Consider the following 21,648-nt stretch of genomic DNA (forward strand, 5'->3'; position numbering starts at 1 on the left):
TTGGCTGGCAAAAAGCCGTGGAGGAGAATAAATGAAAAAACAAAGAATAGTAGTGAAAATAGGAAGCAGTTCGCTCACAAATAGCAACGGAAGCATTGATGAGGGGAAAATCAGTGAGCATGTTCAAGCCATTTCTCTGTTAAAGAAAGCGGGACATGAAATGATTCTGATTACCTCGGGAGCCGTAGCGGCGGGTTTTTCCAGCCTCGGTTATCCGTCCCGCCCCGTTACCATCAAAGGAAAGCAGGCGGCGGCCGCGGTTGGGCAAACACTGTTAATGCAGCAATATATGAATCAATTCAAACAATACTCTCTGACTCCGGGGCAAATCCTTTTAACGAGAAATGATTTTTCGAAAAGAGAACGGTATCGAAACGCGTATGCAACGATATTGGAATTACTGGAACGCGGCGTCATTCCGATTATCAATGAAAATGATTCTACATCTGTTGAAGAATTGACATTCGGGGATAATGACATGCTTTCTGCGTTAGTCAGCGGATTGATTCATGCGGACCAGCTTATGATTCTCACTGACATTAACGGGCTGTATGATGCCAATCCGAATGAAAATCCTGAGGCGGAACGATTTGATTATCTGCCGGAGATCACGCCTGAATTACTGGGATATGCGGGCGCAGCCGGATCAAAGGTCGGCACCGGCGGTATGAAATCAAAGCTGTTAGCCGCACAAACTGCGCTGTCTCTTGGAGTGAAAGTGTTTATTGGAACAGGCAGCGGAGAGCAAAAGCTTGCGGACATTTTAGACGGCAGGGGAGACGGCACCTATATCGGTGACAAAGAATTATCCTCGGTTAACAACACGAGACAGTGGATTCAGTTCCATTCGCCGATAGCAGGAGAGATCCTCATTGATGCGGGTGCCGAGGAGGCAATGATCCATAACGGAAGCAGCCTGCTGCCGGCTGGCGTAGTGGGCGTAAATGGAAGCTTTTCGAAAGGGGCGGTCGTGGAAGTCAGGGGACCTGGCGGCGTGATCGGCAAAGGCCAAACTCATTACTCCTCCGAGGAGATTATGGAGGTCAAAGGCAAACGAAGTAATGAACTTGATTTTGAAAGAACGTTTGAGGTTATTCATAGGAATGACTGGGTCAATTTAAAAGACTAGGAGGCAGAAAAATGAGTGAAGTTTCTGTAAAAGCGAAGCTGGCGAAAGAAGCAGCAGCCGAAATGATCATGAAAACAACGGTCGAGAAGGATGAGGCGCTCAGTCTCATTGCAAACGGACTCCGCAACGAACTGGACTTTCTCTTGTCGGAGAATGCAAAAGACATTGAGAACGGAAAAGAACATGGTTTAACACCGGATGTCATTGACCGTCTCACGCTGGATGAGAAACGCATTCGTGACATTGCGGACGCGGTAGAGCTCTTAATCGACTTGGCTGATCCGGTCGGCGAATCTCTTGAAACGATCAAAAAGGAAAACGGCCTGTTTATTGAAAAAGTCCGTGTGCCGCTCGGTGTCGTTGGAATGATCTATGAGGCGAGACCAAACGTCACAGTTGATGCGGCTACCCTTTGCCTGAAGACAGGAAACGCGGTTGTCCTGCGGGGGAGCTCCTCAGCCATCCACAGCAATAAAGCACTCGTCAATGTTATTCACAGAGCACTCGAGCAATCAGCGCTTCCAATCAACGCTGTGCAGTTGATTGAGAATACGAGCAGAGAGACAGCAAAAGAGCTCTTTACATTAAATGATGGCTTAGACGTATTGATTCCGCGCGGAGGCAAGAAATTGATTGATCTCGTTGTCAGAGAATCAACAGTGCCTGTACTAGAAACCGGAGCAGGAAACTGCCACATTTTCATTGACGAAACGGCCAAACCCCAAATGGCAGAAAAGGTTGTTGTAAATGCCAAAACGCAGCGCCCTTCCGTATGCAACGCGATTGAATCACTGCTGATCCACAAAGAATGGGCGAAGCAACACGGGAAAGAATTGCTGGCTCAGCTGGAAAACGCAGGAGTTGACATTCGCGGTGATGAATTTGTATGTGGACTTCATCCTTCAAGCAAACAAGCAACAGAAGAAGATTGGGAAACTGAATTTTTAGCGCCTGTCATTAGCGTAAAGACGGTTGAGAACATCCAAGAAGCTGTGAAGCATATCCAACATTACGGCACCAATCATTCTGAAGCAATTTTAACTGAAGATAACAAGAATGCCGCTTATTTTCAAACGGCTGTCGATGCTGCCGCAGTCTATCATAATGCGTCAACCCGTTTTACCGATGGATTTGAATTCGGCTACGGAGCCGAAATCGGCATCAGCACACAAAAGCTTCATGCAAGAGGGCCGATGGGACTTCCAGCACTGACTTCTACAAAATACATCATTAAAGGATCAGGGCAAATCCGCGAATAGCGGGCAATGTTCGATGAAAAAGCTTATCTCGTAACGGGATAAGCTTTTTTTGCGTATTAAAAAATTGACACTGTAAATTATATTGCGTACAATTTAATTGTATAAAATATAATTTAGGGGGATACAAAAGTGAGTAAACCATTATTTACAGCGACTGTTTCAGCGGTAGGAGGAAGAGAAGGAAAGGTGATTTCATCAGACCGCGTTCTTGAGCTCGATGTTGCAATGCCGGGGACACCGAGAGCAAAAAAATTAGAAAAAGCGACAAATCCAGAGCAGCTGTTTGCGGCAGGTTACGCAGCTTGCTTTGACAGCGCACTTCAGCTTGTAGCAAGAACAGAACGAGTCAAAGTGGAGACAGAGGTTACAGCGCATGTCAGCCTGTTAAAGGATGAAGCAGATCAAGGCTACAAACTGGGTGTGACGCTGCAGGTGAAAGGAAAAGGAGTCAGTGCATCAGAATTACAGGCACTTGTGCAAAAAGCGCACGGCGTCTGCCCGTATTCAAAAGCAACCTCTGGAAATATCGATATTACGCTTGAAGTAGCTGAATAGAAGAAAAAAAGAGGATACCTCGTATAAGGTATCCTCAATTTTTTTGATGAAGTGTTTCCAGCAATGTATATAGAGCGGATTTTAACTGTTTCAGATTCTCTCCGGACTGATTTGAAAGCCCCAGAATCGTCTCCGGAATGTCAGCCGCTTTTTCTTTCAGTAGCTCACCGTCCTCTGTCAGGCTGATCAACACAGACCGCTCATCCTCTTCAGATCTTTTTCTCGTAATCAAACCCTGCTGTTCCATTCTCTTTAGCATCGGAGTAAGTGTTCCCGAATCTAAATACAGCAGCTCGCCCATTTTTTTGACAGTTAGCGTTTTGTGCTCCCATAACAAAAGCAAAACCAAATATTGAGGGTACGTCACATTTAGCTTTTCAAGCAGCGGCTTGTATTGCTTTGTCATTTCCCGCGAACTCGCATAAAGCAAAAAACATAGCTGATTCTCCAATTTCATATGGTCAAATTCATTTTTCATCTTGTTCACCAACTCTTTCTGACATTCCATTCTATTGTATCTAAAAAACATCACTTTTCCTATTATCGCAAACATAGCATGTTTAAAAAGATCAGAAAGGGAAATATAACAACTAGATACAAATAAGGAGGTTGGAAAATATGGCGCTATTTACAGCAAAAGTAACCGCACGCGGCGGACGGGCAGGACATATTACTTCAGATGATGGTGTTCTTGATTTTGATATTGTAATGCCAAATGCCAAAAAAGAAGGGCAAACCGGCACAAATCCGGAACAGCTCTTTGCGGCAGGATACGCTGCTTGCTTCGGCGGCGCGCTTGAACACGTGGCCAAAGAACAAAGTATCGAGATTGATTCCGAAATTGAAGGACAGGTCAGCCTCATGAAGGATGAGAGCGACGACGGGTTTAAAATCGGTGTCACACTTGTTGTGAACACGAAAGATTTGGATCGGGATAAGGCGCAAGAGCTTGTCAATGCTGCTCATGATTTCTGTCCTTATTCAAAAGCAACCAGAGGAAATATTGATGTGAAATTAGAGTTAAAATAAGATCGGCATCCTGAGGGTTCTCAGGATGTTTTTTTGTGGGAAAGCATGCGGGGCGGGCATGATCTTTTCAAAGTGTGAATACATGTAATATAGGTGAATTCAGACTAGAGAAAAGGTGAGTACATGAAGAGGCCAAAGCTGTCAGTATGTATGATTGTGAAAAATGAAGAACGCCATATTGCACGCTGTTTAGAGAGTGTGCAGCCTATTGCCGATGAAATCATTGTGATTGATACCGGGTCGAACGATCGTACGGGAGATATTTGCACAAGCTTTCATGCCCAGGTTTATCATCATAGTTGGGAACAGGATTTTTCACAGGCGAGAAATGCCAGCCTGCGGCATGCCAAGGGTGAGTGGATATTGATCCTGGATGCCGACGAAGAATTAGATCCGGACACAGGCAGCCTATTGCCTTCGATGCTGACAGACAGCCTGCCACCTCTCGGCAGCGTGAAGGTTGTGAATTATACAGGGAAGGAATGGGATGAAAACGAAGCGTTTGAACAAAGGCAGATCAGGCTGATCCGCAATCAGCAAAACATAACGTTTACGGGAAGGGTTTGCGAAAGGCCTGAGGGAGAAGGGGAAAGCGGTACTTTCTCACTTCCATGTATCATTCACCATTACGGGTATTTAGAGCAGGAGGCACAGCACAAGCATAAACACAACATAAGCTTATTGAATACGGAATTGCTGACATCCAGCACTGACCCGTCTCTCCTTTATCAGAAAGCAGCTGAGTATGACAGAGGAAACGAACATGATAAAGCCCTCCGGCTGGCAGTGGATGGCATCAATGAATGTAATAGAAAAAGGCAAATTCCGCCGTCTGATGCCTATTATTTAAAGTTTAAATTATTAATTGACGCAGAACGGTACGAAGAAGCGGAACGCGATATCCATGAAGCGCTGAGACATTATCCGGATTATTGCACGCTTCACTATTATAAAGGGATCATCATGTATCAGCTAAAAGAAGTGAGAGAAGCGATCACAGCGTTTGAAGCTTGCCTGCACACCGATAATGCACACCATCAGTACGTACAGGTGAAGGGGGCAGCCGATTTTAGATCAAGCTGCTGGCTCGGTGTCTGCTATGCTGAATTGCGTCAGCATATGACAGCTGTTTTGTATTTGCAAAAAGCGCTGAATGCCAACCCGAAGTGCGTACGGGCACAGCGGCTTCTCAGTCAATTAACAAAGGATCAGGCCGCACATGCCTGATCCTTTTAATATTCTTTCTTATTGGCAAAATCCCGCCATGCCTGAAACGGGGATAAATGCTCCGTCAGAGTCACTTGATAAAAGGGGATCGTTCTTTCTTCAGCAGGTTTATCAATTTCTTCATAAATGAATGAATCATCAAACCCGGCTTCAGCAGCGTCTGTGTGCTCCGCTGCATAGTAAACGGCTTTGAGCCTGGCCCAGTAGATGGCGCCCAAGCACATGGGGCATGGCTCACAACTCGTATACAAAATGCAGTCATCAAGCTGGTATGTTCCAAGTGCCTTGCAGGCGTTCCGAATAGCTGTCACTTCCGCATGGGCGGTCGGATCGTTGCTTGTTGTGACGTTGTTCTGTCCCTCGGCAATAATGGCTCCGTCTTTCACGATAACGGCTCCGAAAGGCCCGCCAACTCCCGCATTCACTCCTTCACGAGCAAGGTCGACAGCCCGTTTTAAGAACTTTTCATGATTCATCCTAAACCCTCCTGTCAATTGAGTGTTATAAGTATAGCCGAAAAAGGGGCAAAATTCATTCTCAAAAAAGTGCAAAATAAACAAAATGTTTGGGGGATTTTCTAAGATAAGAGGAGGGGGAATCATGCTGCATTTATATATTGCCAGGCAAGGACAGACTCAATGGAACGTGGAAAAACGGATGCAGCGCTGACAGGATTCAAATTTAACAGAATTTGGACAATGCAACGCCCGTGCTCTTGGGAGCGTCTGAATTGAATTGAATCAGGTATACATCAGCCCGAGCAAGCGGACAGAAGAGACCGCGCAGGCTCCATCATATATTCAGAGAAATGTCATTGGGCTCATGGAAAGGGAAAAAACAAGAGGATATTGAAAGGGCCGAACCAGAGCTTTTTCATGCTTATTTTCATTATCCCGAAGCTAATCGCCAGCAGGGAAGTGAAACGTTTTTTGATTTTGAAAACCGGGTAAGGCTGGCTCTCCAAACGATTTTAGACAGACACTCTTCCGGTAATGTTCTCTTGGTTACACATTCTGTTTTTATATTCATCCTGTTAAGTATCATAAAGGGAGCCGTACCATAAATCGTGTAAAGAGGAAGTTGAATTTATGATTAGTAAAAAAAATGGGGTGGAAAAGGGGGCATATAAACGATTTTCTTTTGCTGTATATATCTCTGGAAATACTGATTACTCCATCAATAAATATCTGCTCTACATATCCTCCTGCATACCACCCCTGTTAGCGGACCTCAGGATGTTTTAACACCAAAATTCAGCACAAGCAAAAAAGGCATATCAGTGAGGTTTGCCTTTTTTGCTTGTGCCTTTATTTTATTTTATTTTCTTTGCTTAACGGAAGAAGCACCATCCTTTTGATTTATTTTACTGTAACTATGCCTGTTGCTCTAAACTTTTGCCCTGTTGTTAATGTTCCGGTAACTGTTACCTCCTGCTCTCCTTTTTCCAGGGTACTTAACAGCTGCTGGCGTGGGAATACGATTTTGTATTTTGCTAAACCATCATCGTTCAAATCAACGACAGGATTTTTCTTTTGATTTTCAGCTGGAACGACTTCGCCATTTAAAAGAAGGCTGGCAAAGTCGATATTCTCTAAAACTGTTTCGTCAGCAAATACCAGATAAGATGTTAAAACTGCCTTGCTGTCTTTATTTTCGTTGAGTTTTAATGTAGCCGGGCGCACTTCCAGCTCAGCTGTTATACTTGGAAGATATAGCAGGAAATCCCCCCAGATTATATTTGATTCTAAGCCCTTTACATCTTCCGCTTCAGAAGTTTTGTCGCGGGATACAATGCTGAAGTTTGGATCAGCAGGTTCAGCAGGAGGATATACCCTTGGTGCATCAGTAGCCGATGCTGTTATATCCAAGTCAATATTATGAACTTCAATATCTGCCAACCTTGCAGTATAGAAACCTACGTAAATCTTGTCATCCTGGACATGTAAAATGTCTGGTTCAAAGAAAACAGCTTCATCACCATTATTTAATTGTCCAGTATAACCACTGTTTGTTTTCGAGAGCGTTAAACGATAGTCTTCAGCAGGATGAGTGTTATCAATTGATGGCCGCTCATCTTTAAGCATCGTTTTTTGAACACCTTGACTTCCAGTTCCATCTGAAGATTCTACCCCGGTTCGGATAAACAGTTGTGTACCAATCATTTCTTTTGTGCCACCGCTAAAACCTCCGATAGCTGCAATATTGGAAGCAAATACACCGCTGTTGCCATGTTCGCCAATCGCATCACGGGCCATAATACCAAAAGATTCTTGACCATCATGGGAAGCTTTTGCGTATTTGTTCACTTTAATATCAGCAGAGAGTGTAAAGTTATCTTCCTCAGCATCAATTTCTGTGTCATAGAAGGTAATCCCATCATGATCACCAGTAATTTTGCCGGAACTTGTCCCTTCTGTAACGACTCGAATGCCTCCGTTATCAAGATATTCAATATAGTTTGTATCATCACCCGTAGAATGTCCGAATTGGATTTCGTTCCAAACGAATTCAGCTTCTTCCCGGACAGTTACATCAAACGAAGTGCCGGCGATTGAGCTGTCCGTTGGGTGTACACCAATTGTATAGACTCCTGCGGTTGAATTATTAAAATTACTTGTATCCAGTTCATAAGCATCTGAGTTTAGCACTTCCTGATCTCCGTTGTCATATATTTTAGATACTTCCAGACCATCAGCATTAAACGCATCCCCAACGGTATATGTTGTTCGAGGATAACCAGTAACACGTGTCTCGGGAACGGGAGTCTCTGAATTGTCTCCATTAACAGCAGTCACTTCTAATCCTTCAGGCTCTTCGCCCCCAGATAATCAGCTTTTATATCATTCGTGTTTACTTGATAGTTCATCAGTAGCTACATCAGAGACATCAACTGTGGGGTCTGAAAAAGTAATTTAACCATTACGAGCTACAAACAATCCCACTGAGATATTCCCCGAAAAGGCATCCTCCAGTTTGAATGTCTCACTTTCCCCATTGGAGGTAACAACGAATGTATCTTCTAATTTTCTGATAGATAAGGTAAAGATTCTCCAGTCGCAGGACTGATGTTATTTGGAAATGCGTCTAACTTGGTTAGGCCGCCTTTACTGTAATACCCTCGAAGCTCCCCATCAAGGGCCCCCACGGCAACGTAATTGTGGCTGTTTTGACCTTCTTTATCTTCACCTGTTTGATCAAGTATCATCAGGCCGAAACCACGCTGGCTGTCAGGACTATAGGAGTCGGCTGACGCTGTTGTTTTGATTTCAAAGTTATCTGAGGCATTAAGTTCTAATGATTGAAAGGATATGCCAATTTCACTGCTTGCAATTTTCCCGCCCTCAGCAAGGATTGTAAGGGATCCGTCCCCATTATCAGTTGGTGCCGTGTTTTTGCCGTCACTTGTATGAGAGCCAAAAGCTTCAAAGTTCCATCCATCTCCAAGTGGATTGTTGATAGTTTGTGCAAACACTGTCAGGTTCATATTAGAGAACACATGAAAAAGATAGCAATAATTGCTATACTTTTGCCAAGGCGCCGTTGTTTCATGTAGTAACGCCCCCTTATTTCATTATAGATAGTTTTAGACATAGTAAGTTCGTGTCAAACACCTCCAGATAAATTAAATTGCCAGGCGTGTTTTTTGGATAAGTTTGCTGCGAATGAAGTAGAATGGAGTTAAATAGTGGATAAAAAAGTGGTTTGTGTTAACAACGTTGTAATTTGGTGAAAGCGCTGTCAATAATTATCTGAATATTATGTGTAATCAACTTACTTTGAAACCTTTATGTAAGGGAGTTACAAAAGAAAATTCCCGAATTCCGCTGTCAGGCTCCGACATTTTCAACAGAAAGGAGATGATAGGTTAGGCCATTAAAAGCCATGAGAAGCGGAAGCGCTCTTCAGTCCACGTTGAGAGCTCTCTCTCTTTAGAAACATGTGACTTACATATGCTTAAATATCGCTCCGCTTTCATAGATAAAGTTCTACTCCCGGGTAAATATGGACCCAAAAGACTTTGACCACCTCCTGAGAGTTCAAACAATCCGGGGAAGATCAAGTTGAACCTGAAGGAGAAGATCAAGATTCAAGAGTACGCAGAAAAATAAGACACTATTTAAAGAGAACGAAGCATGCAATGTTGTTTGATGACGAGAACATCAAGTGATCAAGAAAATACTTGCTAGCAGGTTTCTTAGTGTGGAGCAACAATGGTATTGAATCGTACAGTAAATACACGAAAAGATGGGGGATTTAGAAACAGAATATTGAATAATTAAGCACTAAACTATGAGGAGAGATTGTTATGAAATACAAGATTAGTGAGGTGGCTGCTCTACTTGACTTTTCCACTAACACAATCCGAAGATACGAAAAAATGGGCTATATTACTTCGAAACGATCTGAAACTAGTAATTATCGATATTATCATGAAGAAGATATTATCATGTTAATGAACCTCAAGTTATTGCGGAAGTATGATTTTACACTTCCGGAAATAGACGGGATGAAGAGCAGTGAATTGCCAGGGCTAATAACTGCATTTGAGAGAAAAATAGAGGAATTTGATAATCGGATTAGCTATTTAAAGAATTTAAGACATAGATTAAAAGATGATTTGGTTCTAATGAAAAAGGCGAATGGCTCAAACCATTGCTATATCAGAGATTGCGTTGATTTGTCATATGTACTTTATCAAAGTGGGGATCAGCTTTTAAAAGAACCTAGTAGACTAGCAACTGTACAAAAATTTTTGAATGTATCACCTGAGTTACAAAGGATTTACTTAATACGAAAAGAAGACGTTGAAAAAGACCATATTATTTTAAATGCAGGTTGGGCGATAAAAAGCGCACATTTAGAAAAATATAAAATAGCACATAATGAATATACGGAAAAATATGATAAACGAAAATCTCTGCTCACTATGGCCAAGCTACCGTTAAATATTGACGAAGCCAGTAAGTCTAATAGTTTAAAGAAGTTTTTACTTAATGAACCTTTTCAATATTTGGAGGATCACAATTTACAGGTGACTGGTGATATTATTGGGATTGTAGTTGCCAATGTGTTAGAAGGGGATCAAGAGATACAGTATATTTTACTAGGTATTCCTATAACAAAAATGTAAGCGCTTCATTGACTTTGACATTGTGTCAACCTTCATAATAACACTTATGCGGACCAGGAAAAGATGAAAGAGGAGGTGACACACTTTTCGATTATTGAGGGATGTCCCCTCTAGTTGCGAATGCTGGCTGTTAGACAAAAAGGCAAAGGGGGACGAATCCATTTCATTTCCTAGTAAGTCGGTGGTGTGATGTATAAGAAAAAACCCAATTATTGAGAGGGGTGTAAAAATGCAAAGTAAGTATAAAAAACCTTTTAGGAAAGTCCTTATATTTACAACGCTTTTCACCTTAGCATTAAACAGTATTGGTGGTGTAGCATTAGCCAGTGACACATCTAACAGCCGAAAAATCGATGTATGGGATTTTGGGGGAATTCAAATGCCAGGGGAATTATACAACAACAATATGACCCCCGATATCCTTGACAAGAAAACTACCATCAAATCTGGTACATTTGAAACCACTTCTTATGGTGATTTAACCGTAGCTAATCCAGTTACAAGTGACAGGTCTTACTATTATAAAGCTGATGGCACGACTGTCGGTGATAATTCCTCTGGTAGCTGGGAAAATCAAGAGCACAGTTATGAGGATGGATATCAATCAAACGGCGTTTATTACGCAAATGGTACGGGAGGTACAGAGAGAAGGTTTTTAACTTTGGATCATGTTGTTGCAGGAGATAAAATTACAGTTTATGGCGGCACTAGCAATGGAGATGAAACCATTCACTTAGTTCACGCAGGGGTAAGTATAGATGGTTCAAAAGTAACCGTAATACCTGATACTTCGGAAGTTCAGGATAGTACCGCTGAATTTTCTAGAACAGCACAAAAGGTTGAATTCATAGCACAATATTCCGGCTCTTATCAAATTTATGTTTCGGCGAATTCAGGAGGAAAGCCTTGGATCCATAGAGTAGTTAGAACTCCTGGAGTTAAGGTAAGTGGCGCTGTGAAATTAGACGGCAGTGGTATTTCTACAGGCTATAAACTTCAGTTCACCAATCAGACAACAGGTGATACAACAACTGTGGATGTGAATGCAGACAATACCTTTGATGCAGTTTTAGCCACTGATTATGAGTATATTGCCACTCTAAAGGATGTCCCGGAATACAGATTTTCTGATGAAACCAAGTTGGTAAGCACATCAACTTCTGATATTGCAATGGGAAAAAATATTAGCTTAGATGTTGTGGCTAACCGGCTTGTCACAGTAAGAGGGGATATTACGGGCTTTGACAGTAGTTATGATGTAGGTAAGTTGCAAATCAAATTTAATCCCGAAGAAGGTAGCCTTGCTTCACCAGTTACAGCTACAGTTAATACACAGGATATGACTTTTACAGCTGATGTTCAGGATGGACTGCTGTATACAGCCGTTCTTTCTGGAGTAAATGATTATGAAGTTGTTGATGGTGGCAGCATACATGTAAGCGCTGACACTACTAGAGATATAACAGTTGCTAAAAAACCAGTATATACGGCAACAGGTGCATTCCAGGGATTATCATCAACAGAGAAAATTTCAAGTATATCATTTACCAATGTTGATGATGGGTACATGTATTCCGGGACAGTGTCGAACGGAGGATATACAGTAAACCTCAGAGACGGAGCGTACAGCGTTTCAGCAGTTAGTTCTGAGAATGATAGCACAAGCTCTCACGTAGTTATTAGTGGACAGGATACCACAAAGGATATTTTGTTTGTTAATCATACGGAGCCAGAGCCCCTCGCTTGGGTTGCTGACTTATATGTTGGTGACAGTTCAAAGGAACATAACTATCATACAGTGAAGGAAGCTCTTGCTGTAGCGGCCAGAATGAACCCTAGCAATGAAGAACAGCGAATTACCATTCATATTGCGCCAGGAGTATACAGGGAGCAGCTTGTAATTGAAACTCCATACATTTCCCTTGTAAATTCCAACCCAAACCCAACCGATGACCCCGATACGCAGGTTAAAATTACGTGGTATTACGGTATTGGATATAAATATTACAGCATCGGGGATGACGGCTTTTATGATGAAGAGAAGGCATTTGATAAGTATTCTAAAAATACCGCCAGTAAATGGGGAGGCACTGTTTATCTCACTAGTGCTGCTGAAAACTTCAAAGCTCAAAACATCATATTTGAAAATTCTTTCAATAAATATGTTACAGATGAAGAATTAGCAGATGGTGTGGAGTTGGCCAATGTAGCTGGAAGCTCTATAAATGTAGAAAGAAAGTCTTTTACTGATGTGACGTCAAAAGCAGCTACAGAAAGAGCGGCAGCCATCATTATTGAGGGAGACCGTACAGAATTTTTGAACTGTCGTTTTCTTGGAAGTCAGGACACCCTTTTTACAGGTGCGAATCGCAGTTATTTTAAGAACTCTTTTATAGAAGGCAACACAGACTATATATTTGGTGATGGGAACGTAGTATTTGATAATGTTACACTGCATTTTGCCGGGTATAGTGACCAAGCTGTAGGTGGTTATATAACAGCAGCAAAGGATACAGCAACCTATGGGTACCTGTTTAGGAACAGTACAATTACAGCAGACAGTGAAAACCTGTTTTCACCAGGTTATTTTGGAAGACCATGGGGAGCAGGGGCAAAAGTAACCTTCTTAAATACTAAGCTTCAGACCAGCGATATCATGAATCCTAGCGGTTGGCATGAGATGTCTGGCAATCAACCTGAAAATGCAAATTATGCAGAATACAACACGACTTATAATGGGACCGCTGTTGATACATCACAAAGAAGAGTGTCCGTCTTGACAGATGAACAAGCAGCTGCGATAAGTGTTGAGAATTACCTTGGAGGATGGACACCATCTTACTATACAGCTGACAGTGATGCAGCCCCAACATTTAAAATTGACCCTTTCTTTATATCAGACGATGACATGAACATTCCTCACACCGGAAACACCATTAGCTTAGGTTATGAGTTTAATAATCCAAATGATAACCAAAACGACAGTTCGTTAATCCAGTGGTATAGGGTAAGTCCGGATGGAACGGAGACGTTAATCCAGGCAACAACAGCGTATATTTCAAAAACCTATAAAATGACAAGTGCCGATGAAGGTTATTATATTAAGGCTGTTGTTACACCAGAAACCGTTAATGGTTTAAAGAGCACACCGATGTCTATTCAGCTTGATAATGTGGTTAAATCTGGATCATCCGGTGGTGGAGGCAATGAAATTCCGGATGGACAGCGTGTAAATATTTATGTAGCAGGTGATTCGACGGTTAAGACGTACGGATCATCATCAGGCTCAGGTGGCTGGGGAGAGTATTTACAGAGCTTTTTTAATGACGATAAAATTCATATTGTGAACTATGCGAACGGAGGTAGAAGCTCAAGAAGCTTTATCAATGAGGGAAGTCTTGATAAAATTGCTTCGACTATTAAAGCTGATGACTATTTGCTGATTCAGTTTGGACATAATGATGCAGCAAATCAAACTGGATACCTCTTAGACAGATTTGTCTCTATGGGAGAACCCGATAAAAATGGTATGTATCCTTCCGTTCCAGGTGTAAAAGAAGCAACGCCTGAAAGTCTTTCAAAATATGGCCCAGAGTATTACCCGTATACAAGCGGTACCTTCAAGTGGTATTTGCAGCAGTATATTGATGTAGCAAGAAAATCAGGTGCAACACCTATTCTAGCAACTCCGGTTTCAAGACAATATTTTAACTCGGATGGAACGATTAAGCCTCATCATGATGCAACGGATACCACAACAGGAACAATTACAACTTCCAATAATGCTTATGTAAGAGCTGTTGAGCAATTGGGTGAAGAGCAGGGTGTTGAAGTCATCAATATGTTTGACTTGACGAAGGACTCATATGAAAAGGCGTATAAGAATGATCCTGCTGCCAGTAATGGAGACTCCCCTGTAGCGAGGGCAATTATGAACCTTGCAGACTCAACTCACAACAATAAAATTGGAGGTTTTTATAATGGTGGTTTACTTGCCAAGGAAATACAGAAGCTTGGATTTAACATCTCCGACTACGTGATTCCACCTGTAAGAGTAGGCGCTGTAGACAATAAGAACAGTATACAATTTGAAGTCAATTCACGCAGCGAAGTAAGTGTGTATACTCGTGATGAAAAAGGCGTTTATACAAAAGAGTTAGATAACTATTGGACTAACGAAACACAGGCTTTAATTAATAGCCTATCTGCTGTATCCGAACAACCTACCATAACTTCAATCGTACAACCAGAAGAGATAACTGTAACTCAAGGAAATCCAGCTGAACTTCCACAAACTGTAACGGCAGTCTACAGTGATGGAACTCAAAAGGATGTGGAAGTGACCTGGGATACGGTTGACACTACAAAGGTTGGAATGGTGAAAGTTCACGGAACCGTAGACGATTTTGCTCTGGGGGTTATCATAAAGGTGAAAATAACAGCAAAAACGACTGATCCTGCGTCAACGATTTGGATTGTTGGCGATTCCACCGTGAGTGCCTTCTCAGATAACTACTATTATCCAAGATATGGTTGGGGAACTCGGATCGAAAACTATTTGGGCGGCTCATTCACTGTACAAAATCTTGCGTTGTCAGGAAGAAGTTCAAAAAGCTATACCACTGATCCTGAGTATCAAACGTTACTAAACGGTATGAAGAGCGGAGATTACTTATTTATAGGTTTTGGGCATAACGATGAGAAGCATGAAGTTGGCAGATATACAAATCCCAATGGAACCTATTCGGATCAGGGATCCTTTGCGAACTCTTTGTATGAGAATTATATTAAGCCGGCTCAAGCGGCAGGAACTCAAGTCATCTTGACTACCCCAATTGTAAGAAGAACAGCAACTGGGGAGTGGAGTAATTCAAATCTTCATATTACAGAGAATTCTGGAGAATTTGAAGGTGGAGATTATGCGCAAGCCATCCGAAATTTAGGCGTTGATTTAGAAATCCCCGTAGTAGATATGACAACATTAACGAAAAAATTATATGACCAACTAGGTCCGGATGAAACGTTGTATCTACATTCATGGACATCGTCAAAATCGGATAGTGTAGATAATACCCACACTAATATATGGGGAGCAACCTATCATGCATACCTTATCACCAAGACGATTAAGGAATTAGGCATAAGTGGGCTAGCCGAGCATGTAATTGTCGCACAAGCACCAACGAAGGCAGATACACTCGTTTCTAATCCAAGTTACGAGGAACCATCTTATATAGGTAAATTGCCGCAAAGTGAGTTATGGGCTGACTATGGAATTTGGAAAGGTACGGTTTTTGGTAATGTTGGTGGTAGTCCAAATAAGGAAAATCAAACCTTAGAATCCGATGATGATGGAAATATGCACATCGCTGTTAGGAATAATAAGGGGAAAATTGCTAGTAACGCGGATGGAATTGCGATGTATTACTATAAGGTTCCTGCAAACAGTACATTTGAGCTGACTGCAAAAGCTAAAATGAATAGTTTTGAATATAACGATCAAGTATCCTTTGGTTTGATGGCCAGAGATGAAATGTATATTGATTCGAATATGACGACAGTTCTGGGTGATTTTGTTGCAGCAGCACCTTTGAAGCTGACAAAAGCGTTATATGGAGGGTATTGGAATTCCTTTGCGAGGAAGAGTGGAGTGCTTACTCAAGGTGGAACGGCTGAGAGTCCAATATCCCCAGGAGATACGGTTAACCTTCATATCGAGAGCAATTCAGACGGCTATGCTGCTATGTTTGGAAATGAAGCTATGATTACGGGAGGTTTTGATTTTAAATTAACAAGTATTGATTCCGATTACGTTTATGTAGGAATGTTTGTAGCTAGAAATGCAGACATTACGTTCAGTGACATTAAACTAATCGTTGATGGTGTTGAGGTGATTGAAGAAGATACAACACCTTTATGGACCAAAGGAAAGTTAAAAATCTCGAATGTAACGGATACAGGCCTCACTTTGACCTGGAGCGGGGCTAGTGACAAGGTTAGCGGTTATAAAGTATATCAAGATGAAACTGAACTTGCTACTGTTACAGAAAGCAGTTATCAAGTATCAGGGCTGGCAGCAGGAACAAAGTATACCTATAGGGTAGAAGCTCTTGACGCAGCAGGCAATGAATCTACCACAGGGCCTTCAAAGTCTGTAAAAACAAAAAAGAAGGAAAAGCGGTAATAATGAGAGGAGTGGTACATCGGGTACAACCAGACCTTGTGCAGCCAGTCCAGTTACTGACACTAATACAAACAAAAAAGGCGTAAGGGTCTACCTAACCGATATCAGAGCAGGCGTTTGAGTTAGATGAAACCATCGTACAACACGGTAGGAGAGGTCGGGGGTTAGTGCCCCCTCCTGCTCAATGTCAACCTTGATCATCTGAATTGAGTGAATAAAACGGTGAAGACGCATTAATGACATATTGAAATTATGCTTACATACATGATACATCAATGAGCCTTGTGGAGTTTGGTGAAAATGGAGCTGCCAAAATGGTAAAAGAAGGGGACGGGAAGCATCGGAAACCGATTTCCGCTTTCTAACAGAAAAAACCATCTGCCGAAGACAGATGGTTTTTATTTTATACAAGTTGTGTCTGCCGGGCTCTTGCCTGTTTTGCGGCTTCAACCATGTTTTTCAATGCGGCAACCGTTTCTTCCTGCTGTCTTGTTTTTAATCCGCAGTCTGGGTTTACCCAGAAGCGGTCAGTCGGACAGACGGCAAGCGCATCAATGATAATGTTGTACATTTCTTCAGTTGATGGCACACGAGGGCTGTGAATGTCATATACACCAAGGCCGAGCCCTTTCAAATACGGATGGTCTTTTAAATAATCTAAAAATCCTCCGTGGCTTCTGCTGTGTTCAATTGTAATCACATCGGCATCAAGATCATTGATTGTATCGACGATGTCTTCGAAGTTGCTGTAGCACATATGTGTATGAATTTGCGTCTCGTTTTTCACGGAAGAAGTGGTTAATCTGAATGCTTCTGCCGCCCAAGTCAAATACTCATCCCAATCTTGGGTTTTTAATGGAAGGCCTTCGCGCAGCGCCGGTTCATCCACTTGAATAATTTGAATGCCTGCATCTTCAAGCGCTTTTACTTCTTTGCGAAGGGCAAGCCCGATTTGGAAGGCGATTTCTTTTCTCGAAATGTCGTTTCGAGGGAAGGACCAGTTTAAGATTGTAACAGGACCGGTCAGCATTCCTTTTACATGCTTGGATGTCAGGGACTGTGCATACACCGTGTCTTTCACTGTCATCGGTTCAATAAATTCAACATCCCCGTAAATGACTGGCGGGCGGACACAGCGTGAGCCGTATGATTGAACCCAAGCGTATTTTGTGAAGGCAAAGCCGGCCAGCTTTTCACCGAAGTATTCGACCATGTCTGTCCGTTCAAATTCACCGTGCACAAGCACATCAAGCTCCAATTCTTCCTGAATATCAATCCATCGTTTTGTTTCTGCATTGATAAAGTCTTGGTACTGTTCATCAGACCACTCTTTTTTCCGCCATTTTTGGCGTGCGCTCCGCACTTCAGCAGACTGCGGGAAGCTTCCAATCGTAGTCGTCGGCAAAAGCGGGAGGCCGAGAGATTCATTTTGCAGGGCTAACCGTTCTTCAAAAGGAATGGGGCGTTTGAAGTCTTTATCGCTTAATTGCTCTAGCTCTTTCTTTTGTTCAGAATTTGCGCTAGTTGCAAACTGTTTGAGCGCCTGAATATCAGCTTTCGCCCGCTGAATCTGTTCGCTGATCGCCGCTTTTCCTGATACTAAACCTTCTTTCAAAGCTGTCAGCTCGGCTAGTTTTTCTTTTGCGTAAGATAATCCGTTCAGCAGATCCTTCTCCAAATGCTCATCAGGGTGCTTCGCTACCGGAACATGCAGGAGGCTGCTGGAAGGCTGAATCCACAGTTCATCGACTTTTGCAATGCTGAGAATATCAAGAACGGCGTCGAGACGTTCTTCAAGATCTGCTTTCCAAATGTTGCGTCCGTCGATGACGCCTGCTGCCAGCACTTTATCTGTTGGGAATCCGTGTGTTTTCAGCTGTTCCAGGTTTCTGCCTTTATCGTGAACGAAATCAAGGCCAATTCCCTGTACCGGGTAAGAGATCAGCTCTTCATAAGCATCAACAGAATCAAAATACGTCTGCAAAAGCACATTCAAGGATGAAAGCTCGTTTGTCATGCTTTCAAATAATTCTTTTGCGCCTCGGACATCTTCGGCAGAAGCTGTGACAAGCGCCGGCTCATCGATTTGAACCCATTTTACGCCTTCTTCTTCAAGCTCTTTCAAAAGCTGTACATATAGCGGCACAAGGCGTTTTTGAATTGCTTTTGCTTCAGACGGTTCATAGCCTTTAGCAAGCGAGACGAACGTATAAGGGCCGACAATCACAGGTTTTGTTTCAACGCCGTATTCCTGTTTGATCCGGCGGTAATCTGCGAGCTGTTTGTTTCTTGTCAGTCGGAATTCAATGCTCTCATCATATTCCGGAACGATGTAATGGTAATTTGTATTAAACCATTTTGTCATTTCACTGGATACAGCGTCTTTTATTCCGCGGGCGATAGCGAAGTATGTATCGGTAGCATCTGTCAAATGTCTGAATCGTTTCGGAATCCAGTTGAAGCTGACTGCTGTGTCGAGTACATGGTCATACTGTGTGAAATCAGAAACAGGCACAACATCAATCTGCTGGTCAATTTGTGTTTTTACTGCGGATAAAAATAGGTCGTCGATTTGCTTTAAAAACGTATCTTTATCAGTGCTGCCTTTCCAATACGCTTCAAGTGCTTTTTTCCATTCTCTGTTCAGTCCAATTCTCGGAAATCCTAAATTCGATGTTTTGATGGTTGTCATTGTTTCTCCTCCTTTATATGTAAAACACTCTCGTTAACCCGCGGATACAGGCTGCTAAGAGGTTTTCTCACAATAAAAAGCCTCTTTCCCATGAGAGAAAGAGGCTTTTCTGCGTAAAACACTGCCTCTCTCATCTCTCAGACACAATCTGATGGAATTAGCACCGTGCCTTATGAGACATCAGTCTCGGCGCGAAAAGCAATGCGCCCCATTTCACAATGGAATTACGGTCGGTTGCTGTTGGGGTCAAAAGGCCAATCCCTCGCCCAACTCTCGATAAGAGAAAATGTTATTAATTTTTTGAAAAGTTAAATCATTTGTTGGTAATCTTAACAGTAATGTAAATTCGTTGTCAACATAGAATTTGAAATTTATTTTACAATATTTGGTTTATATTATATAAGAAAAATAATTTTATAGGGTCAGCAAATGTGATTGCTCTGCTCTTTCTGCCAGCTCATCAGGAGCGGTTAAATACAGGAATCCATTGCCTGCCAGCGTTTTAGCAATATTAAGCGGAAGTGTCCTGCGGATCAGCTGTGCATAAACCTCAGATTCAGAAAGCTTTCTTTGAAATGATTCTTCTTCATAGCTTTTGATTAAAGCAAGCGCTCCGCTGACATGAGGAGCTGCCATTGAAGTGCCGGTAAGCTTACCGTACTTCTTGTTAGGGAGAGTGGATAAGATATCTTCTCCCGGAGCCACAAGGTCAATCTCTTTATTTGCGTTAGAAAATTCTGATAATTCTCGTGCTACGGAAACGGATCCAACCGCAATGACTTCATTATAAGCGGCAGGGTAGGAAAGCTCTTCTGTGCGTTCGTCTCCGTCACCCTCATTTCCCGCTGCGCACACGACAAGCACTCCGTTTTTGACGGCGTTTTTCACTGCTTCGGCCAGCTCTGGCACATCGCTTGGTCCGCCAAGGGACATTGAGATGATATCGACTTTTTGTTCAACCGCGTAGTTGATGCCGTTAATAATCCATTCGTATTGTCCACTGCCGTTTTCACCGCCAAGAACCTTCACAATCAATAGGCTTGCCTCAGGCGCGACCCCGGTAATGCCGCCGTTTGAATCGTTAGCTGCAATTGTTCCAGCGACATGTGTGCCATGTCCGTTGTAGTCGGAGATCGCATCTTCCTTGCCGCCGTCATCATCCGTGAAGTTCTTTCCGCCGATGATTTGGTCCTTTACATCAGGATGGTTTGTGTCGCAGCCCGTATCCAATACAGCAATTTTCACATTTTTGCCTTTTACCCCTTTTGCCCACATTTCTGGCGCCTTAATCACTTTAATGCCCTCAGGAAGCTCGTTTACATCCATAATCTGCTCATTCGTCACATACGGGATCAAGCGGATTTCACCATTCATAAAAAAGCCCTCCTTTTTTATGCTTTCAAGTGGATTCAAGGGTGTTACCTTATATTATATGAAAAAAGCAACCGTTCGGACAGAGCCATTTGAAGCATTTTGAAAAATTAGGATATAACCAAAAGAATTAGTGATTTTCAAAATATTGGATAGCTTCTTTAAAATGTATGACTGGGATTCAGCTGTTAGTCAAGTTATAATAGTGTTGGGGAAAGGGAAAGGAGCAGTGTGATGAAACTGAATGAAAAATTATACGCATTTTTTTCAGAACATGTTGATCAAATGGCCGAGGAATGGATTGAAACGATGGAGGAAAGCGATCCGAATTCGATTTACGCCTTACATAGTGCATCTGTAACGGAAGAATTGAAAGAGCAGGACAGAGAATTTTACCGTCATCTGAATGACATGTATATTTTGCCGGAAAAACAGTTTCTCGAAGGATTTGAAGAGTGGGTCATTGAGCTGACGAACGATCAAAAGCATCTTGACACTCCGGTTCAATATGTCATTCGGGAGTTTATGAGAAACAGGAGATTATATACGAAGTATTTAGAGAAGTTCGCAGAAGAACACGAGTCGGCGTTTGAATCGGGAGAGAAACAAAAATGGGCAGATTTGATTGTAAGAGTATTTGATTTTACCATTTATACATTCGTCGATCATGCTGAAATGAATGCCAAACAGCAATTAAATGCCCAAAGAGAAATGATACTAGAATTAAGCTCGCCTGTCATTACCCTGAGCAAATCAACAGCCCTGCTTCCGCTTGTCGGTGACATTGATACCGAACGGGCAAAGTTTATTCTGGAAAACACGCTTCAGGCTTGTGCAAAAAGACGCGTGGAGCATCTGTTAATCGATCTGTCAGGTGTTGTGGTGGTTGATACGATGGTAGCACACCAAATCTTTAAATTGATCGAGGCGCTCAATTTGATCGGTGTCAGGTCAACCCTGTCAGGAATCAGGCCTGAAATTGCGCAAACAGCTGTACAGCTGGGAATTGATTTTTCGAATATTACAATAAAAACCAATCTCGCCCAGGCATTAAACTATCATCAATAAGAA

At 42.3% G+C, this 21,648-nt stretch carries 14 protein-coding genes, 1 pseudogene and 1 riboswitch; of the genes and pseudogenes, 9 read left to right on the forward strand and 6 right to left on the reverse strand.

Annotated features, from left to right (window positions below; translation table 11 throughout):
- The first annotated feature begins 31 nt into the window (after nt 1-31).
- From proB to Q3W56_RS05425, 3 genes are all read left to right on the forward strand, one after another.
- Entirely contained in the window at nt 32-1,129 is a 1,098-nt protein-coding gene (proB, locus tag Q3W56_RS05415; protein ID WP_302894755.1) for a glutamate 5-kinase, read from the forward strand.
- A gap of 11 nt (nt 1,130-1,140) precedes the next feature.
- Nucleotides 1,141-2,388, forward strand: coding sequence for a glutamate-5-semialdehyde dehydrogenase (proA, locus tag Q3W56_RS05420; protein WP_302894756.1), 1,248 nt, complete (start codon nt 1,141-1,143; stop codon nt 2,386-2,388).
- A 129-nt stretch (nt 2,389-2,517) separates the two neighbouring features.
- Nucleotides 2,518-2,943, forward strand: a complete 426-nt coding sequence (locus Q3W56_RS05425) for an organic hydroperoxide resistance protein (RefSeq protein WP_302894757.1) — start codon at nt 2,518-2,520, stop codon at nt 2,941-2,943.
- Nucleotides 2,944-2,977: 34 nt separating this feature from the next.
- Here the strand turns inward: Q3W56_RS05425 and ohrR are convergent, their stop codons facing one another.
- A complete protein-coding gene (ohrR, locus tag Q3W56_RS05430; RefSeq protein ID WP_302894758.1) occupies nt 2,978-3,421 on the reverse strand; it encodes an organic hydroperoxide resistance transcriptional regulator OhrR in 444 nt (147 codons plus the stop codon).
- A gap of 140 nt (nt 3,422-3,561) precedes the next feature.
- Between ohrR and ohrB the strand changes: the two genes are divergently transcribed.
- Entirely contained in the window at nt 3,562-3,972 is a 411-nt protein-coding gene (gene ohrB, locus Q3W56_RS05435) for an organic hydroperoxide resistance protein OhrB (protein ID WP_302894759.1), read from the forward strand.
- A 123-nt stretch (nt 3,973-4,095) separates the two neighbouring features.
- Nucleotides 4,096-5,199 carry a TPR domain-containing glycosyltransferase gene (locus tag Q3W56_RS05440; protein WP_302894760.1) on the forward strand — a complete coding sequence of 368 codons (1,104 nt, stop codon included), beginning with the start codon at nt 4,096-4,098 and terminating at the stop codon, nt 5,197-5,199.
- 5 nt (nt 5,200-5,204) lie between these two features.
- On the opposite strand, the gene guaD is transcribed toward Q3W56_RS05440, so the two are convergent.
- Complete coding sequence (gene guaD, locus Q3W56_RS05445) at nt 5,205-5,675, reverse strand: guanine deaminase (RefSeq protein ID WP_302894761.1); 471 nt, start codon at nt 5,673-5,675, stop codon at nt 5,205-5,207.
- 124 nt (nt 5,676-5,799) lie between these two features.
- Here guaD and Q3W56_RS20995 point away from each other — a divergent pair.
- Nucleotides 5,800-6,250: pseudogene (locus Q3W56_RS20995) on the forward strand (histidine phosphatase family protein); the annotation flags it as partial.
- 307 nt (nt 6,251-6,557) lie between these two features.
- Here the strand turns inward: Q3W56_RS20995 and Q3W56_RS05455 are convergent.
- On the reverse strand, nt 6,558-7,994 hold the full coding sequence (locus tag Q3W56_RS05455) for a bacterial Ig-like domain-containing protein (RefSeq protein ID WP_302894763.1): 1,437 nt from the start codon (nt 7,992-7,994) through the stop codon (nt 6,558-6,560).
- Between the two features lie 224 nt (nt 7,995-8,218).
- Nucleotides 8,219-8,683 (reverse strand): hypothetical protein, encoded by a 465-nt coding sequence (locus tag Q3W56_RS05460; protein ID WP_302894764.1) that lies wholly within the window; start codon nt 8,681-8,683, stop codon nt 8,219-8,221.
- An 822-nt stretch (nt 8,684-9,505) separates the two neighbouring features.
- Here Q3W56_RS05460 and Q3W56_RS05465 point away from each other — a divergent pair.
- Both Q3W56_RS05465 and Q3W56_RS05470 read left to right on the forward strand, forming a co-directional pair.
- The gene (locus Q3W56_RS05465; RefSeq protein WP_302894765.1) at nt 9,506-10,330 is read left to right on the forward strand and encodes a MerR family transcriptional regulator; all 825 of its coding nucleotides are present in this window, start codon (nt 9,506-9,508) and stop codon (nt 10,328-10,330) included.
- 229 nt (nt 10,331-10,559) lie between these two features.
- Nucleotides 10,560-16,514, forward strand: coding sequence for a pectinesterase family protein (locus Q3W56_RS05470; protein ID WP_302894766.1), 5,955 nt, complete (start codon nt 10,560-10,562; stop codon nt 16,512-16,514).
- 403 nt (nt 16,515-16,917) lie between these two features.
- Here the strand turns inward: Q3W56_RS05470 and metE are convergent, their stop codons facing one another.
- Together metE and isp are read right to left on the reverse strand one after the other, a co-directional pair.
- Nucleotides 16,918-19,206: a 5-methyltetrahydropteroyltriglutamate--homocysteine S-methyltransferase gene (gene metE, locus Q3W56_RS05475; RefSeq protein WP_302894767.1), complete on the reverse strand. Its 2,289-nt coding sequence runs from the start codon at nt 19,204-19,206 to the stop codon at nt 16,918-16,920.
- Nucleotides 19,207-19,333: 127 nt separating this feature from the next.
- Nucleotides 19,334-19,489, reverse strand: a riboswitch (SAM riboswitch).
- Between the two features lie 131 nt (nt 19,490-19,620).
- Nucleotides 19,621-20,580 carry a serine protease Isp gene (gene isp, locus Q3W56_RS05480; protein ID WP_268398214.1) on the reverse strand — a complete coding sequence of 320 codons (960 nt, stop codon included), beginning with the start codon at nt 20,578-20,580 and terminating at the stop codon, nt 19,621-19,623.
- 231 nt (nt 20,581-20,811) lie between these two features.
- On the opposite strand from isp, the gene rsbRB reads away from it, so the two are divergent.
- Nucleotides 20,812-21,645, forward strand: coding sequence for an RsbT co-antagonist RsbRB (gene rsbRB, locus Q3W56_RS05485; RefSeq protein WP_302894768.1), 834 nt, complete (start codon nt 20,812-20,814; stop codon nt 21,643-21,645).
- The last annotated feature ends 3 nt before the right edge of the window (nt 21,646-21,648 follow it).

It is taken from the genome of Bacillus sp. C28GYM-DRY-1, assembly GCF_030519405.1.
Classification (GTDB): Bacteria; Bacillota; Bacilli; order Bacillales; family Bacillaceae; genus Bacillus; species Bacillus spizizenii_A.

Coding starts and splice junctions, on each gene's coding strand:
- Q3W56_RS05440 (WP_302894760.1), top strand. CDS start 4,096: ATGAAGAGGCCAAAGCTGTCAGTATGTATGATTGTGAAAAATGAAGAA.
- Q3W56_RS05470 (WP_302894766.1), top strand. CDS start 10,560: ATGCAAAGTAAGTATAAAAAACCTTTTAGGAAAGTCCTTATATTTACA.
- metE (WP_302894767.1), bottom strand. CDS start 19,206: ATGACAACCATCAAAACATCGAATTTAGGATTTCCGAGAATTGGACTG.
- proA (WP_302894756.1), top strand. CDS start 1,141: ATGAGTGAAGTTTCTGTAAAAGCGAAGCTGGCGAAAGAAGCAGCAGCC.
- guaD (WP_302894761.1), bottom strand. CDS start 5,675: ATGAATCATGAAAAGTTCTTAAAACGGGCTGTCGACCTTGCTCGTGAA.
- proB (WP_302894755.1), top strand. CDS start 32: ATGAAAAAACAAAGAATAGTAGTGAAAATAGGAAGCAGTTCGCTCACA.
- rsbRB (WP_302894768.1), top strand. CDS start 20,812: ATGAAACTGAATGAAAAATTATACGCATTTTTTTCAGAACATGTTGAT.
- Q3W56_RS05460 (WP_302894764.1), bottom strand. CDS start 8,683: ATGAACCTGACAGTGTTTGCACAAACTATCAACAATCCACTTGGAGAT.
- ohrB (WP_302894759.1), top strand. CDS start 3,562: ATGGCGCTATTTACAGCAAAAGTAACCGCACGCGGCGGACGGGCAGGA.
- Q3W56_RS05465 (WP_302894765.1), top strand. CDS start 9,506: ATGAAATACAAGATTAGTGAGGTGGCTGCTCTACTTGACTTTTCCACT.
- ohrR (WP_302894758.1), bottom strand. CDS start 3,421: ATGAAAAATGAATTTGACCATATGAAATTGGAGAATCAGCTATGTTTT.
- isp (WP_268398214.1), bottom strand. CDS start 20,580: ATGAATGGTGAAATCCGCTTGATCCCGTATGTGACGAATGAGCAGATT.